Here is a 14,670-nt window from a genome sequence, read left to right on the forward strand (position 1 = left end):
CTCGGTAAACTTGCTTTTTTTCATGTGACAGTTAAAATTTAAAGTTAGAAAATTCTAATTTTAAGCTGTCCTATTTTTAGGGAAGGCTACAGAAAATTGTGTGTAAAATAAATTGCCAGAGCAATTTGATTTTATAAAACAATCGAGCGCTTGGTAGCGGCTATTTTACATAACGGCTAATTATAGATACAAATGTTTTAAAAAACGCTGCGAAGCAAACCGCTTAATAGTTTAATGACCCAAGTTCCAATTATTCTTATGAAAACAAATGCTTCTGGGATATTTTACATAATACTACATTATAGCTATCAAATGGACTTCTCTCTTAAAATACCAATGATAACATTTGTACTATAATGTACCGCGTTATGTAACTTTGCTTGGGAAAAGCAAAGTTTTCTTCTACAATTTCTCTTCAAATTTTTCTTCTAAAAACTTTCTCTGAAAAGGTAATGGAACACTTATTATGCGACCCGACTAGCTTGTCCGCCGAATCCGCTTTTGGCGGAGAAGGAGGATAGGTGGGGAGTGTAATGTGTGTGGAATGATTAGATGTTCCTAGGTTTTTATTTCTAGAGTTAATATATTTGGTCTATAAAAATTTTCGCCAACGAAAAAATGGAAGGTACCAAAATAACCACAAAAGAAGCTGCATCAAAATTAAATCTAACTCCGCAACAAGTTCGAAACCTTTGCCGGTATGACAAATTACCAGGAGAAAAACTTGGTAACTCCTGGATTATTAATGAGGAGGAAGTTGAGTATTATAAATCTAATAATAGTTGCGGTAAAACTGAGGATAAAAAATTATCCAAACAAGAAAACACGAATAGATTTAAGTTTAATGAACCAATAGCTCTTTCGTTTTTTACAGGCGCAATGGGATTGGATTTAGGTATAGAGAAAGCAGGCTTTAAAACATTATTGGCCTGTGAGGTTGATAAAGCTAGTAGAAAGACGATAATTCGTAATAAGCCGGAAATAGCATTAATAGGTGATATTCGCGACTATAGTGCTCAGGATATTCGAGAAAAAGCTGGTCTAACTGAAACGGACGAAATTGATTTAATTATTGGTGGCCCACCTTGTCAGGCTTTTAGTACGGCGGGTAAAAGGAAAGGATTTGAAGATGAGAGAGGCAATGTTTTTTTAAAGTTCATAGAAAGAATTCTTGAATTACAACCAAAGTATGCAGTAATAGAGAACGTTAGGGGTATATTATCTGCCCCTTTAAAACATAGGCCACATAATCAAAGAGGTAAGGAGTTTGATGATTTAGAGTTTCAAGAGTTAAAAGGCGGTGCTTTATTAAATATTGTAAATACAATGCGAGATAATGGTTATGGTGTAAGCTTTAATCTCTATAACTCAGCAAACTTTGGTACCCCACAAAAAAGGGAACGTGTAATCATCATTGCTTCTCGTGATGGTAGTAGATTGCCATATTTAACTCCTACGCATTCTGAAAATGGCGAGTTTGGTTTACCTAAATGGACAACTTTCGCGGATGCTGTAAATAATTTGACTTCTGATTCAAAGAATCATGTCAATTTTCCAGAAAAACGACTAAAATACTACAGAATGCTCGGTCCGGGGCAGTATTGGAAGGATTTACCATTAGAAACTCAAAAGGAGGCAATGGGTAAATCATTTTATTCTGGTGGTGGGAAAACAGGCTTTTTTAGAAGGTTAGCTTGGGACAAGCCATCCCCAACTCTTGTAACGCACCCTGCAATGCCAGCAACAGATTTAGCGCATCCCGAAAAAAACAGACCTTTGACTGTTGAAGAGTACAAGAGAATTCAACAATTTCCTGATGATTGGAATATCGAAGGAAGTTTGATTGAACAGTATAAACAAATTGGAAATGCCGTTCCTGTAGGATTGGGAAAAGCGGTTGGCAAAGCTATTTTGGCCCATATGAATGATAAGGTGCCTATCCAATACAAAGATTTCAAATATTCAAGATATACATCAACTAACGACAGAAGCTGGGAATTGAATATTATGAAAATAATGAATCAATATAAAATGGTCATTTGATGAATGATTTGAATCTAGATGACGTAAAGCAGTACGTTGAGGATAACATTGGCACTTTCCACAAGAAAAGAACAGATAAGCTGGCCGACCTTGAGTTAAAGACAATTCTAAAAAGGAAAAATCCCTATTTATTTAAAGCCAAAAATGTTTTGGTTGCTGCTGAGATAATCCAAGGTATTTTAGATGCATGGGTTTCATCAAGTGAAGAAGGTATTTTTGGCGACTGGCTCGAAGGACTTGCAATTTTTGTAAATCAAAAAGTATATGGCGGTTGGAAATCTGGTATGGATGGTATAGACTTGGAATTTGATAAAAATGGTGCGAGACACATAGTTACTATAAAATCCGGACCAGATTGGTCAAATAGTAGTTCTTGGAAGAAAATGATTGATAATTTTGATTCCGCTAGAAAAAGGCTTAAAACTTCAGGTGGGGGAGTCAATGTTGTAGCCGTAAACGGATGTTGTTACGGTAGATCATCAAAACGTTATGAGTATAAGAAAAAGGGTGATCTATATAAATATTGTGGGCAATCATTCTGGGCTTATATTTCCAACGATGATGATTTATATAAGGATTTAATCGTACCAATAGGTTATAAGGCTAAAGAGAAGAACGAAGAATTTCTAGAATCTTATTCCAAAATATTAAACAAATTTACTTTAGAATTTTCGCAAAGTTTCTGCTTTGAAAACGGAGAAATTGATTGGGATAAATTGGTAGAATTCAATTCAAGTAGACGCTAGTTACACTTATTAAAATGATTAATTGGCAATACTTTCCGAAGTCCGATAAAATTCCTTCACATTTAAGCGAATTAGTTGAAGTCTTTGAAAACCATAAAGAAAAGATTGCATCAGAGAATCATCAGTTTTCTAGTGATGAAGTCTTAACAAGACTACGGGATGGGTTTGAGCTAATTGGATATAAAGTGGAAAAGTCAAAAAAGTGAGTCGATAAGATTCAGGTACCTGTTTTATTTGGTAGAAATGGGAAGCTCGATAAATATTTCGAGGCTGACGGTTTAAATGAAGAGTTTAAAACGGTAATAGAAGTAGAAGCGGGAAGAGCTGTTGCAAACTATCAGTTTCTGAAAGACATTTTTCAGGCCTCTGTTATGCACGATATTGAATATCTAGTTATTGCAGTTAGAAATATCTATAAATCTGGTAGAGATTTCGAAAAAGTAATATCGTTTTTGGATACTCTTTATGCAAGTAATAGATTGAAGCTGCCTCTATCAGGGATATTAATTATCGGTTACTAAAATGAGGATTCTAGGTACAAGGTTAATGGCCTAAGAGAATTTTAGCAAAACAATAGGCTAGTGGAGCGGCCATATTCTAGAGGGCTGGTAATTAGGTTTCTTCACCACCTTAATGCTTCAAAGAGTTGAGAGCAGTCTTAAGATTTAGAATGCTTTCTAGAATATAGCGACTGAGCCGTACATTGTTTCTAAGATTATCTGTAAGCCTTGATTTTTTTGTTACTTTTTTTATCAAGAAAAAAAGTAAAGAAACACTATCGAATGAAAGAATTTCGCAAGCAAGCAGAAAGCGTATTAAGGATTAAGTTGACCAAAGAAGGTCTTGAAATCAGTGCTAAAGAAAATGGTAGAGATGGAGTTGATTTTACTGTAAAAAGTGAAAACGGAAAGCAATCAGAAATCTTTTTACAACCAATGGAATTGATTGCGCAACAAAGCTCAAAAGTTCCAAAAGAAAAATTAGGCGAACCTAGAGAAACCCTTTGGGTAGCATTAATAGGTTTTATTCCTAATAAAGATCCATTAATATTTTTAATTCCTTCTGAAACCCTTGTAAAACCAGATAATTTCGTGTTTTTTGAGAATAATGTTGGCATGCACACATACTTATCAAATTGGGAAATAAAGGTCTTTACAAAAGGTATGGAAAAGTTAGGCGAGTATATTAGCTACAATCAAATAGAGCACTTTTGGTAAAGTTCTTTGGAGTTTTCTCGATAAATATTTTGTATTATTTGATATATCAAATATATTTACATCAAATAAGTTATCATGAACCTAAAAGCACCAACTGATATCGTCATCTATTCTATTGAAAAAGCTATCAAAACGTATAGAAAATTTGCTCAAAATAACATTCGTAAAATTGAAAGTAACATTACCGTAGACCAAGCACTTCTGCTTATACTTTTACAGAATAGACCTGAACTAACACAAGTAGAAATGGCAGAGGTTTTATTTAAAGATTATGCTTCGATTACCCGAATGATTGAACTTATGGTAAAGAATGAATACTTGACAAGGAACGAAAGCCAAGAGGATAGAAGGCGAAAAGAATTGATTATTTCTAAAAAGGGCGAAAATATAATAAAGAAACTCTTTCCGGTAATTGAAGATAATAGAAATACTGCTCTGAAAGGATTAAGTCAGTCAGAAATAGAGCAATTGGATTCCCTTTTAAAAATAATAATAAATAACTGTAATTGAAATAAAAATGAAATACTTATCTATCATAATACTGATTACCGCCTTATTCGCAAGCTGTAAAGATGGCGTGAAGAAAAACGTTGATAAAAATGAAGATGGCAAAATTCTAGAAATAAAAAGCTATCTAACTGAACAGGCTAAAAAAGACAGTTTGCATGGGGTAGTGCTAATTGGGAAAAATGATGAAATAATTCTGAATGAAGCATACGGATATGTCGATTTAGATTCTATTGAAAAGCACACTTTAGAAGGTCAACTTGGACTGGCCTCAATGGGTAAAATGTTTACCGCCCTTGCTATTATGAAGCTTGAATCGCAAGGTAAACTTGCTTTAGAGGATTTAGCAAGCAAATATCTTAATAATATTGAAAATAATGTGATTAGAGATAGCGTAAAGATTAAGCATTTCCTTTCTCATACTAGTGGCTTAGGCAGCTATTGGGACGAACTCGGAGATGATGAAAGAGGTAATGACCTAGAATATATTTATTCATTAATAAAGAATGATACATTGGTAGGTTCATTTGGAAAACATAATTATAGCAATTCGGGCTATATATTCCTTGGTAAAATAATTGAAAAAGTTACCGGAATGCCTTACAGCGAATACGTGCAAAAAAAAATATTGAATCCATGTCAAATGTCCAGTACAGAAATCAATTCGCCAGATGGTGGAGGAAAAACTACAGCTGAGGATATGTGGAAATTTGGTCAAGCACTAAGAAAAAAAGAATTTGTTGATGATAAATTCAAGATTATGATTCAAAAACAATCCGATGGTGACTACGGCTATGGATTTATGGTCAAAACTTTAAACAGCAGCAAAATTTACGGACATACAGGAGGATATTGGGAAGAAGGCGAAAAGCTTGGAGTTGCATCAGCTTTGGATATCATCCATGAGGAATATACGGTTGTTGTTCTTACCAATAGAAACCCTAGTCTGGGAGGAAAGAAAGTCCGAGATTATTTGCACGAAACTTTAACCTCAGAAATTGAAAACACAAAACAATAGTTTCTATTTGACATAATGTTAAAAGCACTTAAAGTAAAAGTTGAAACAAAGACGAGAGGTTAGCAAGGGCTTAGAAATTTCCTCGCAGAGAAATTTTAAGCTGTTGCGGCACGCTGACGAGAAGTCTGTGAAAAATTTATTGACGAGAAGTTTCTCATAAATCGCGTATTTCTAAAGAATCTAAAAGTTTTGCTTTTTTTGGCGCTGGCCAAGCGGCTGGGAATTGCGTATAAAATAAAATGCCTGAGCATTTTGATTTTATGAAAGCAATAAGCTGTTGGCTGTGCGGCAATTTTACATAACGACTAATTATAGATACAGCCGAAAGGTTTCTCGCAGGGTTGCTAAAAATTTGAAATTTTATAAAAAGTTTTTTCTGTGTAGAAATATTGAAGCTACGTAAATTAAACAGGTTGATGACCCTGTTGGTAATTCCCTTAAAAGCTATAAACGTGAGGGATATTTTACATAATAGAATTATAGCTTACAGCTAAAGTACTGAATCAGAAATACTTATAATCCATTCTGTACTATAATCTATATTATGTAAAATAAGAATTTAAGATATCATGATTATACCACCTCTCCATCCGTTAGTTTCTAAGTAACTGGTTCTATATCAACATTAAAACGAAATCCCAATATAACTCATAGGTAATTTATATTCAATCACAATGATATTTTTCAGGAGAGAGTTCCATTTTAGAAAGTATCTTCGCACCTTCATAACCTTTCAGGTAGCGTTTATTGTTGCTTTTTCACGCTCCTAGACCAAACAGGAAAAATTGAACCAGTTGAAATCTTTCGCCATTGTTGTAACCTTAGCTTTATTTTTGGTAAATCACTCATCTTACGGGCAAGAGCTTCCTGAAAAAATTGTAAATGAAAATGCTCAATTTTGGGTTTCAACAAATAATGTATTCAGAATTGCCAATCGTTGGGCCATTTTGAACGATATACATATTCGTAGAAACAATTTTTTAGCGGACCCAAATTTCTACTTCCTTCGCGTTGGTGGCCAATACTATTTAAATGCTAACCTTCGATTAGCGACAGGTTATGCACATCTTTGGTTGACCCCCACCGGTGATTGGGACAATTTTCTAAACGAGGATAGAATTTACCAGCAGTTAAGTATATCTAAACGTTATGAAAAAATGAACGCTTTGTTTCGAATCAGATTAGAGCAACGCTTTTTCAATAATGTGGAAAATGGTCAATCCTTAAATGACGATTTTTTTGTTAACCGTATTCGATTTCTGGTCAGTGCTGGGCTTCCCTTTAAACAAAATGGGCCTACGGAACTTATATTGGCTAATGAAACACATCTGAATTTTGGTAAGGATGTTGTCTTTAATACCTTTAACCAAAACAGGTTAACTGTTGGCATAAAGCATAAAATAAATAAAAGTTGGAAAGTGGATTGCGGCTATATGATGGTCTATCAACAACTCGCTGCAGGTAATGTTTATAACCTTAATCATACCCTGCGTCTCTTCTTTTATGGCAGCTTTGATTTTAGGAAGAATAAAAAATTACCATTTAACGAAGTAAGACATGGTGACGAGTAACACAGATTCTTCCCTTTGGTGAACATTCACGACTATTTAAGAACTTCTTTACGAGACTTCGTTTTTTCAAAACTCATAAACAGATTGATCCAAATATTTCTAGAGATTCTTAAAATCAACGGTAACGAGGCAAACATAACAACTACGATAATACCATAGGTTGTGATTAGGCCTATATCAAAAACCAAATAGGATAATACAAATGCAAACCCGGCGAAAAAAAGTCCGACCGGATAACTCACATACATGGCTCCATAGAAAAATGACGGTTCAATTTTATACTTGGTTTTACAGTTGCTGCAGCGCTCCTTCATTTTTAAGGTTTTGGACAGTTTGTAGGGGTTCCGTTCCAAATACATACTCTCACTTTGACAAACAGGACATGCACCCTTTACTATACTATAAATTTTAGTTCCCTTTAAAAACTTCACGACATATGTATTTGCCTTGCAAATGTAGGTAACAACTCCAACAACGCTTTCGCACGGATATCGCTACTTTTTGTACTTTTAGGACATATTCTGTGCAATGAAGCCCGTTATAGTACTTAATATTGAACAATTTGAACAAGAGGAATCACTTACCGATTTTTATAGTAATGATCTATCACTGCATTTAAAAAAGAATGCGGACATTATTCATAAACCCCATAAACATGATTTTTTTCTGTGTGTACTGTTCACCAAAGGCACTGGCAAGCACGAAATAGATTTCAACTCCTATTCCGTAAACCCAGGGAGTTTATTTTTTCTAAAACCTGGTCAGACCCATTCTTGGGAGTTCGATACTGCCCCATCTGGTTATATCTTTTTTCATACCCAAGCGTTTTATGAATTCTTTTTTTCAAAAGGGAAACTCTCAAGTTTTCCATTTTATAATTCGTACAACAATGCATCGACCATAACCTTACGGCCACAAGAATTGCCGCTGATAGCTAAATATTTTAACGAGATCAATACTGAATTCCATCAAAACGCTTTATACAAAAAGCAAAAAATGGCCAGTCTTTTAAACCTTCTCTATATTGATGCAACCCGTCTGTTCAGTAATTTTGAATCTGAAATGAAGCCACTCTCCCCTACTTACCTGCAAACTTTGGAAGCTTTGGAGAATACCATAGAGCAGCATTACAGAACAGAGAAATCTGCAAAGTTTTTTGCGGATAAACTGCACATTTCCACAAAACATTTAAATAGGATTACGAAAAGTACCTTGAACAAAACCACGACAGAACTCATCAATGAACGTGTTTTGCTAGAGGCGAAACGACTCATTGTATATTCCAAAGAATCGCTAACTACCATTTCTGAAATTCTTGGGTATGACGATTATGCCTATTTTTCAAGGGTCTTTAAATTAAAAACAAACACGACACCTTTAGAGTTCAAAAAAAATTATCGCCATTTATGATAATCAAATATGCCTACCAGTTTGCCTTTATAAAAGATGCATCTACTTTCTTAAGTTCCACTTTCCCAAAAGGGAAACCATCGTAAGAAATCCATAAATGATAAATTTTACCAGCCTCTAAAACTAATGGCAGCTCACTTTTGCCAATGGTGAATTTCATAAACTCAGGGTTTAAATGAACGATGGTGTGACTGTTATTTTTAATCTTGGATATAAGTTTGTTATTTCCGTTTAATTTAAAAACTAAGCCTGAGCCTACAAATCGTTTCGGACGGTACATATGAACCACTGCTTTCCTTTGTTCCTTAATAGTCGTAATAGCATTTTTGATCTTGGTATTCTCAGTGATGCTCAAATTTAGTTTTGGTTTTACCGATTTCACATCAACTTTCTTAGGTATACTGTCAGAAGGCATTTTAATTGGTGAATGGGTATCAAGAGTAGTCTTTGTTTGACGTTGTGTGATTTGTTCTGAAGTAGTTGTTGGATTCGCTATGGAATCTTCTATCCCTATTTTGTTGGTTTTTATTTCTTTCTCTTTTTTCAAAACTGTTTTAGGGAGCTCATCAATAGTCTCTTTTTGAACATCTAGTGTGTTGGGCCAGTAATTATATACCATAACTGCCGCCATAATAAGTATAAATCCTATTGTTAATCTTCTAAAGAAATTCCATGATGATTTTACACGAATTCTAGGATGAATGGTTTTCCAGACCTTTTCTTTATCATAGGGCACACCAGGAACTTGGTTTAGTTCTGCTATTTTGCTTTTAAAAAAATGGTCAAATTCTTCTTTCATATATTAGTTTTGGCCATTAAAATTTTTAGCATTCTCCTACTTTTGGCAAGCTGGGACCTAGAGGTACTCTCTTTTATACCAAGCTGCTGTGCAATTTCTTTGTGTGAGAAGCCTTCGATTGCAAACAGATTAAAAACGGTTCTGTACCCTATAGGCAAAGCAACAACAAGTGAATAGATATCCTCTGCTTCCAAAATACCTTCGACTTTGAACGCAGTCTCTACCGTATTCATTTCCAATTCATTAAAAACAAGCCGCTCTTTTTTACGCAAGAACATAAGGCATTCATTGATCATAATACGCTTTATCCACCCCTCAAAACTTGGAGCGTCTCTATATTCAACGTTTGAAAGATTCAAAAACACTTTTATAAAACCTTCAGATACGATTTCCTCGGCGTCTTCTTTTTGTTTGACATACCGGTAGCAATGCACGAACATTTTCTCAGCATAAGAATTATAAAGTAACTTTTGCGCCTTTCTGTTGCCTTTAAGGCATAGTTTTACGGTACGTTTTTCTATCAAACCACGCTCTTTAAAAACCAGTAATGTATAGTGCTATTACCATGCTATTACTCTTTTGCTGCCAGTTTCATGGGTTTGTGTTCAAATTCTTGTTCTGCAAAACGTGCTGTTACTTCCACCAAGTCAAGTTTCCCTATATAAAAACCTTGCTGTATGAAGGAGCGTAGATAATAGGATTTTCCTGCCTCTAAATCGATGGTTACCTCCTTCTTTTTTATACCAAAAGTTGTTTTTCCAGGTTTTAAGGACAAGATAAAGTACTTTCCATTTCTGATTTTTGCATACTTTTCTCCATTTAGTTTTAAATTGAACACCCATGCAAATCCAACTAAATTAGCAGGGCGGTAAATATACACCCTGGCATTTTGTATTGGGTCTATGTTATCATTATTGGCAGAAACATCTGTGTTTCCTAAAAGTGAAAGAGTTATACAAAATTTAATTAAGGTAGTTTTCATAAGTATAGATTAAAGGTTAAAACAAAATACATTACTGCACTATCTATATATAGAATGCACAAAAATGGCCATTCGCTGCCTGTATACTTAAAATTTAAATCTATTAGGAGTTTACCGCAATAACAATACTGGAATATCTAATTTTCGTAATAGTGGTTTCACAGATGCTGTCACCTTGGAACCTTTGGGCTCTTTGGCTATGCACAATATTTGAGTGTTTGTTTTTAGTACATAAGAAGCTAAACCGTCCAAAGCGTTTGCACCCTCAGAGAATACATAGGAAGTAGCATTCGTATTGCCCTTTTCTTCTTTCTGGGTTTCTTTATTCGAATCGCGAACACTAAAGTGCTTTATGCGCTTGGAGGTTTCTTGCTTCAAATTATCCAAGATTTCTAAACTACTTTTATTTTGTATCGTACCATAGATTCCAAGAGAGATATCTTTATAAGAATCCAGCGTATTGCCTTCTCCAACGATAAGAACATTTACGTTGCTTTCATTTAGAAGGTATCCCGTAAGATCATCGGATAGAAAACCAATCAATTTTGGTCTTTCTTTTCCTAAAATTACAATATCCGGTTGACGCTGCTCTATATGTCTTTGAATTGTATTTTTTACATTGCCATAAGATATTTGATAGCCAATTTTAACGCCTTCTTCTGCTATGGTCTTTTGAATGAGCTCTTCCAATTTACTTTTAGTGCTACGGCTTTCCTGGTGTATACCCCTTATTGCGGATAGTTGATTTTCAGATTTAACCACATCTGTTGGCGCTTTAACATGAAAAACATCTATACTGCCATGTATTGTTTTCGCTAATTGTACGGCGTTTTTTAAAGCATTTTCAGATGATTTGGACAAGTCCATCAATACCAATAAGTTATATTTTGTATTGAGGTCTTTTTGATTCATGTGCCGCCTATTTTACTTATTGGATGAAAGATATACCCTTAAAAATAATACTATAACGGTTATAAATTAATAGTTTAACTTTTGATTAATACGAGTAACCTATTGAAGTAGAATGTCCAAAGAAGTCACCGTTGACCATACTGGCAAAACTGGTTTTAAAATGTTTCTTCCAAGAGTTTTTGTAGGCTTGCCCACGATTTTTCATCTGCCTCGGCGTTGTATTCCAACGGTAGATCAAATTTTTCACCATTGGCATCTGCCGCTTTACTGGTAAAGCTATGTTTTACACCAGGATAGGAAATATAGTCATAGTCGGCACCAATGGAATCCATCGTCTTTTTGAAGGCTATCACCGATTCTGGACTAATAAATGGGTCATCCGCACCATTGCATACCAATACGGCAGCTTTTAATTCGCTACTGGGCATCACGGGAAGTTCCACACCGCTATGAAAAGCAGCTACGGCATCCAATTCCGCTCCCGCATTTGCCATGGTCAAGACTACACTTCCCCCAAAGCAATAACCAATGGCCGCAATGTTTTCAGCATCTACTGATTCATGTTTTTGTAGCAACTCCATCGCCGCATTAAAACGGGCTTTGGCTTCTGGAAGATTGGTCATAACGCTCATGGCAAATTTGCCGGCATCATCTGGGTGTTCTGCCTGTTTTCCGCCACCATACATATCAACGGCCAGTGCGGTATACCCAAGTTCCGCTAGCATATCGGCGCGCTCACGCACATAGTCGTTGTGCCCCCACCATTCATGTACGATCAGTACTCCAGGACATTTTTCTGGATTATTCGCATTAAAAGCTATATATCCTTTTAAGTTGGTCGAGTCCGATGCATAAGTAACCTCCTCTCCTTTTACTTTCACGGGTAGTTCTTCAGCAATAGGCTCCTCAACTTTTTTGTTCTCGGTCTTTTGTTTACAAGATGCTACGATTATCATACAAAGGCATAGCGAAAAAAAGGTCAATCGTTTCATTTTCTATGGTTTTATAGATGGATTTAAAGATAACCAAAGTAGTTCGGTTTTTGGTTCCTCTTTCGTACTTCCTGCTTCAATTTTAACAATGTAAGACATCCGTTAAAGCAGGTGTTTAATTTTCTTCACCCACTTTATAGGAATGGTATAAGGCGCATAACGTACCGGAACATCAATCCAGGTAGCTCTTTTAACAATGGCTTTTTTGTGGGAGAACAAATCGAAAGTATGCTTGCCATGATAACCGCCAATACCCGAGCCCCCTACTCCACCAAAAGGTAATTTTTTGTTGATGATCTGAACTATGGTATCGTTTATCGCACCTCCACCAAAACCGTACTTGGCAATAATTCTTTTCTGAAACCGTTTATCGTTCGAAAATATATAGAGTGCCAAGGGTTTATCATAGTTGGTCAAGTACGTATCGATATCATCTTCAGATTCATAGGAAATAATGGGTAATATCGGTCCAAAGATTTCATCCGCCATGGCTCCTTCATTAAAATTGGGTTCGTGTACCAAGGTTGGCGCTATATACAGTTCCCCATCATCAAAACTCCCACCAAACAAGACATCTTCTCCTTTCAAGATTTCTTTCAACTTATTGTAATGGCCTTCTGTTGCTATTCTTGCAAAATCATCGGATTTTTCAATATCCTTGCCATAAGATTTTTCGATATGCTGTTTCAACCCAGCAACCAGTTCGTCCTTTTTGGAAGAATGGACTAAAATATAATCAGGCGCTATACAGGTCTGTCCTGCATTTAAGAACTTGCCCCAAACAATACGCTTAGCTGCCAATTGTATAGACGCAGTTGCATCGACGATACAGGGGTTCTTCCCGCTCAGCTCCAAGGTAACCGGGGTAAGATGCTCGGCGGCACTTTTGTACACAATTTTACCGACCCGACTGCTTCCTGTAAAAAAGATGTAGTCCCATTTTTTTGATAGCAGCTCTTGCGAAACAGAAATTCCACCTTCAACTACGCTCACATATTCTTTTGGAAACACATTTTCAATAAGCTTGACAATAATTTTAGAGGTGTTCGGGCTAAGTTCCGATGGTTTTAAAACAACAGTGTTACCAGCTGCCAAAGCTCCGATTAAAGGAGATATAGATAACAAAAAGGGGTAGTTCCATGGAGCAATGACCAATACATTGCCAAACGGTTCAGGATAGATCCAATCCGAAGAAGGAAAATTGGTCCAAATTGATTTTACTTTGGTGGGTTTGGCCCAAAACTCCAGATTATCTATGGCATATTTCAGTTCGGAAAGTACCATTTGCGTTTCGCTCGCCAGTGCCTCAAACTTTGGTTTTTTAAAATCTGCATAGAGTGCATCACAAATAGCATCTTCATGCAAAATCAATTCCTTATGAAAACCCTTAAGAAGTTGTTTGCGATATGCAATATCCTTGGTTTGCTGTGTTTTAAAAAACTTGCTTTGCTCCTGTACTAGATTGTCGATCATCATTTAAGTTCTACTATATTCTCTTTTCTCAAGTTATCAAAAATAAGCAGATAATCTGAAGCATAAAGTTATGCCAGATGAAAGAATAGTACCAATCGTAATCTACCGATTCAATTGAACAGCGAAGAGTTATGGAATTTTTACGGCTAATCCTAAAATGTAACTTCTTGGGATTCTCCGTCGGGAAGTGTTATCGTAGCTTGGTTATCGCATTGACCTTCACCAAAATCTACATTGATGATAAAACCATTCTTATCAACATTCATGCTTCCACCAATTAAGTGTTCGCATGTAAGGCTACCTTTTAAATCATCTACGGTTTCTACCATATACGTTGTGCCGTTTGCCTCAACTTTCCAGTTTCCACTTAGGCTAAACGTGCTACTGCCCAAAGTATCGCCAAAATTAAAGCTAAACGTTTTTGCTCCACTTTCAGTAACCAAAGTTCCCACTTCTGTTTCAACGGTCATGGAACTGGTCACGGTAAACGAAACTGTATTCTGGTCAGGAGCGTTCGTAAGTACATAGTTTCGAGTACCATTTATCTTCAGGTTACCAACATAAAAATCAGCATACGTTGCCGTGAAAGCCGAAGATTCATTTTCAGCAGCATAGGTAATGGTCAAATTACCATTGATATAATCGGTTCCATTAATTGTACAATTATTGAAAGATACCACAAAACCTGTTTGGGAAAATTCAGCTGAATAGCAATCATCGGAACTGCTAAAAGACTTGCCGGCCGTTGTATCGTTCAAGAAAATCTCGGCCAAAACAGTATCGACCGTACTAGCAATTTTATCTGTTTCCAAAACAGTCTGTAGTTCGGTCTGTGTAAAATCTTCGCTAGTACCTGGGGTATTTTCGTCTTCACTACAGCTCTGCAAACCTATTACAGCAAAAACTGCAAACCACAGTTTAAAAGCTAAATATCTAGAATTTTTCATGATACTATATACCTTTGAGTCATGCTGTGCTAACGAAAACTGAAGCCGTTTTA

15 protein-coding genes are annotated in these 14,670 nt (G+C 35.9%); 7 read left to right on the top strand and 8 right to left on the bottom strand.

Translation table 11 applies throughout. The features are described 5' to 3' along the window. Positions 1–618 precede the first annotated feature (618 nt). The 6 genes from KIM67_RS13940 to KIM67_RS13965 all read left to right on the top strand — a co-directional run bounded on the left by KIM67_RS13940 (position 619) and on the right by KIM67_RS13965 (position 7,102). Complete coding sequence (locus tag KIM67_RS13940; RefSeq protein WP_213832171.1) at positions 619–2,043, top strand: DNA cytosine methyltransferase; 1,425 nt, start codon at positions 619–621, stop codon at positions 2,041–2,043. Continuing rightward, positions 2,043–2,789, top strand: coding sequence for a PmeII family type II restriction endonuclease (locus tag KIM67_RS13945; RefSeq protein WP_213832172.1), 747 nt, complete (start codon positions 2,043–2,045; stop codon positions 2,787–2,789). Before KIM67_RS13940 ends, KIM67_RS13945 begins: the two co-directional genes overlap by 1 nt. A 782-nt stretch (positions 2,790–3,571) precedes the next feature. Beyond that, positions 3,572–4,006, top strand: coding sequence for a hypothetical protein (locus KIM67_RS13950; protein ID WP_213832173.1), 435 nt, complete (start codon positions 3,572–3,574; stop codon positions 4,004–4,006). Between the two features lie 75 nt (positions 4,007–4,081). Further along, positions 4,082–4,516 carry a MarR family winged helix-turn-helix transcriptional regulator gene (locus KIM67_RS13955; protein WP_213832174.1) on the top strand — a complete coding sequence of 145 codons (435 nt, stop codon included), beginning with the start codon at positions 4,082–4,084 and terminating at the stop codon, positions 4,514–4,516. Between the two features lie 7 nt (positions 4,517–4,523). Beyond that, complete coding sequence (locus KIM67_RS13960) at positions 4,524–5,531, top strand: serine hydrolase (RefSeq protein ID WP_213832175.1); 1,008 nt, start codon at positions 4,524–4,526, stop codon at positions 5,529–5,531. A gap of 785 nt (positions 5,532–6,316) precedes the next feature. Then, positions 6,317–7,102 (top strand): DUF2490 domain-containing protein, encoded by a 786-nt coding sequence (locus KIM67_RS13965; RefSeq protein ID WP_213832176.1) that lies wholly within the window; start codon positions 6,317–6,319, stop codon positions 7,100–7,102. A gap of 32 nt (positions 7,103–7,134) precedes the next feature. Here KIM67_RS13965 and KIM67_RS13970 read toward each other — a convergent pair whose 3' ends face one another. Then, positions 7,135–7,533, bottom strand: a complete 399-nt coding sequence (locus tag KIM67_RS13970; RefSeq protein WP_213832177.1) for a DUF983 domain-containing protein — start codon at positions 7,531–7,533, stop codon at positions 7,135–7,137. A 97-nt stretch (positions 7,534–7,630) separates the two neighbouring features. On the opposite strand from KIM67_RS13970, the gene KIM67_RS13975 reads away from it, so the two are divergent. Beyond that, positions 7,631–8,512 (top strand): AraC family transcriptional regulator, encoded by an 882-nt coding sequence (locus KIM67_RS13975; protein WP_213832178.1) that lies wholly within the window; start codon positions 7,631–7,633, stop codon positions 8,510–8,512. A 13-nt stretch (positions 8,513–8,525) separates the two neighbouring features. Here KIM67_RS13975 and KIM67_RS13980 read toward each other — a convergent pair whose 3' ends face one another. From KIM67_RS13980 to KIM67_RS14010, 7 genes are all read right to left on the bottom strand, one after another. Next, on the bottom strand, positions 8,526–9,311 hold the full coding sequence (locus KIM67_RS13980) for a hypothetical protein (protein ID WP_213832179.1): 786 nt from the start codon (positions 9,309–9,311) through the stop codon (positions 8,526–8,528). Then, the gene (locus tag KIM67_RS13985) at positions 9,308–9,835 is read right to left on the bottom strand and encodes an RNA polymerase sigma factor (protein ID WP_250149268.1); all 528 of its coding nucleotides are present in this window, start codon (positions 9,833–9,835) and stop codon (positions 9,308–9,310) included. The genes KIM67_RS13980 and KIM67_RS13985 overlap by 4 nt, the downstream gene beginning before the upstream one ends. 47 nt (positions 9,836–9,882) lie before the next feature. Next, positions 9,883–10,293, bottom strand: coding sequence for a DUF2846 domain-containing protein (locus KIM67_RS13990; protein WP_213832180.1), 411 nt, complete (start codon positions 10,291–10,293; stop codon positions 9,883–9,885). 111 nt (positions 10,294–10,404) lie between these two features. Next, complete coding sequence (locus KIM67_RS13995; RefSeq protein ID WP_213832181.1) at positions 10,405–11,205, bottom strand: universal stress protein; 801 nt, start codon at positions 11,203–11,205, stop codon at positions 10,405–10,407. Positions 11,206–11,360: 155 nt separating this feature from the next. Then, a complete protein-coding gene (locus tag KIM67_RS14000) occupies positions 11,361–12,197 on the bottom strand; it encodes a dienelactone hydrolase family protein (RefSeq protein ID WP_213832182.1) in 837 nt (278 codons plus the stop codon). A gap of 102 nt (positions 12,198–12,299) precedes the next feature. Beyond that, entirely contained in the window at positions 12,300–13,673 is a 1,374-nt protein-coding gene (locus KIM67_RS14005) for an aldehyde dehydrogenase (protein WP_213832183.1), read from the bottom strand. A gap of 149 nt (positions 13,674–13,822) precedes the next feature. Beyond that, positions 13,823–14,617: a hypothetical protein gene (locus tag KIM67_RS14010; protein ID WP_213832184.1), complete on the bottom strand. Its 795-nt coding sequence runs from the start codon at positions 14,615–14,617 to the stop codon at positions 13,823–13,825. Positions 14,618–14,670: the final 53 nt, after the last annotated feature.

Origin of the sequence: Flagellimonas sp. 389 (assembly GCF_018449435.1) — a bacterium.
GTDB lineage: Bacteria > Bacteroidota > Bacteroidia > Flavobacteriales > Flavobacteriaceae > Flagellimonas.

Coding starts and splice junctions, on each gene's coding strand:
- KIM67_RS13940 (WP_213832171.1), top strand. CDS start 619: ATGGAAGGTACCAAAATAACCACAAAAGAAGCTGCATCAAAATTAAAT.
- KIM67_RS13945 (WP_213832172.1), top strand. CDS start 2,043: ATGAATGATTTGAATCTAGATGACGTAAAGCAGTACGTTGAGGATAAC.
- KIM67_RS13950 (WP_213832173.1), top strand. CDS start 3,572: ATGAAAGAATTTCGCAAGCAAGCAGAAAGCGTATTAAGGATTAAGTTG.
- KIM67_RS13955 (WP_213832174.1), top strand. CDS start 4,082: ATGAACCTAAAAGCACCAACTGATATCGTCATCTATTCTATTGAAAAA.
- KIM67_RS13960 (WP_213832175.1), top strand. CDS start 4,524: ATGAAATACTTATCTATCATAATACTGATTACCGCCTTATTCGCAAGC.
- KIM67_RS13975 (WP_213832178.1), top strand. CDS start 7,631: ATGAAGCCCGTTATAGTACTTAATATTGAACAATTTGAACAAGAGGAA.
- KIM67_RS13980 (WP_213832179.1), bottom strand. CDS start 9,311: ATGAAAGAAGAATTTGACCATTTTTTTAAAAGCAAAATAGCAGAACTA.
- KIM67_RS13990 (WP_213832180.1), bottom strand. CDS start 10,293: ATGAAAACTACCTTAATTAAATTTTGTATAACTCTTTCACTTTTAGGA.
- KIM67_RS13995 (WP_213832181.1), bottom strand. CDS start 11,205: ATGAATCAAAAAGACCTCAATACAAAATATAACTTATTGGTATTGATG.
- KIM67_RS14000 (WP_213832182.1), bottom strand. CDS start 12,197: ATGAAACGATTGACCTTTTTTTCGCTATGCCTTTGTATGATAATCGTA.
- KIM67_RS14005 (WP_213832183.1), bottom strand. CDS start 13,673: ATGATGATCGACAATCTAGTACAGGAGCAAAGCAAGTTTTTTAAAACA.
- KIM67_RS14010 (WP_213832184.1), bottom strand. CDS start 14,617: ATGAAAAATTCTAGATATTTAGCTTTTAAACTGTGGTTTGCAGTTTTT.